Annotated in this window: 1 tRNA gene, 1 rRNA gene and 1 pseudogene; all 3 read right to left on the bottom strand. The window is 56.3% G+C overall.

Features of this window, described 5'->3' with window-relative positions:
* A pseudogene (locus QDY28_RS30920) lies at positions 1-141 on the bottom strand (IS66-like element accessory protein TnpA); the annotation flags it as partial.
* Between the two features lie 130 nt (positions 142-271).
* Positions 272-348, bottom strand: a tRNA-Met gene (locus QDY28_RS30915).
* Positions 349-674: 326 nt separating this feature from the next.
* Positions 675-789: ribosomal RNA gene (gene rrf, locus QDY28_RS30910) — 5S ribosomal RNA — on the bottom strand.
* Positions 790-829 lie beyond the last annotated feature (40 nt).

The following is an 829-nucleotide window of genomic DNA, read 5'->3' as shown; positions in this document are numbered from 1 at the left end:
GTGTAAGCGCGCAAGTTTCGATACCGATGCGCCCGGTTCAAGGCAGGCCGCAACAAGGCGGTCCTTCGATCCTTGATCGAAACGGCGTCGTCCATTCCGACCAACCAGCCGCACGGCAAGTTTTTGACCTTCTTCCATCACTTGGTGTCCACCTTTTTTAGGTGGACACCTCATGCCAAAGCTCAATCAATTACAGAAGGTGTGGCGAAATTCGCGCTTACAATACAGGAAAGCCCGGGAGAAGCGGGCTGAGTGTCAGGATGGGAAAGATTGGTTGCGGGGGCAGGATTTGAACCTGCGGCCTTCAGGTTATGAGCCTGACGAGCTACCGGGCTGCTCCACCCCGCGCCATCGACGCCAACCGCAAAGCGGTTTGTCGTCTTGTCCAGCGCAAATCCGGAGGATTTGTCGCGAGTAGCAAGTCGCTAAGCGGCTTGCGTTAACCACGTAAACCGCAGGGCGGTTTATCGTGTGTGATGTGGGCACCTTTCAGGATGCCGTGCGATACGCCGTAGAGTTAGGCGTGTCATTCTTCCAGAAGCGGCAAAGGCCGCGTCAGCGGCCTATTGTAACACGGCCTGGCCGTTTCAGCGATAAACCTTTTGGGTTTATCGCTTGTGATCAGAGAAGATTGGGATTGCCTTGATTTGATGAGGCGAAGTTGCGTTTGGCAGACCTGGCAGCGACCTACTCTCCCGCGTCTTGAGACGAAGTACCATGGGCGCAGGGGCGTTTCACGGCCGTGTTCGGAAAGGGAACGGGTGCAGCCACCCCGCCATAACCACCAGGTCGGCAAAGCGCAACTTGTTAGTCCATGCGGAACGCATGG

Source organism: Rhizobium sp. BR 362 (genome assembly GCF_036528765.1).
In the GTDB taxonomy this organism is placed as follows: domain Bacteria; phylum Pseudomonadota; class Alphaproteobacteria; order Rhizobiales; family Rhizobiaceae; genus Rhizobium.
Note: the sequence above shows the minus strand (reverse complement) of the source record. Positions and strands in the feature narration are given on the sequence as shown.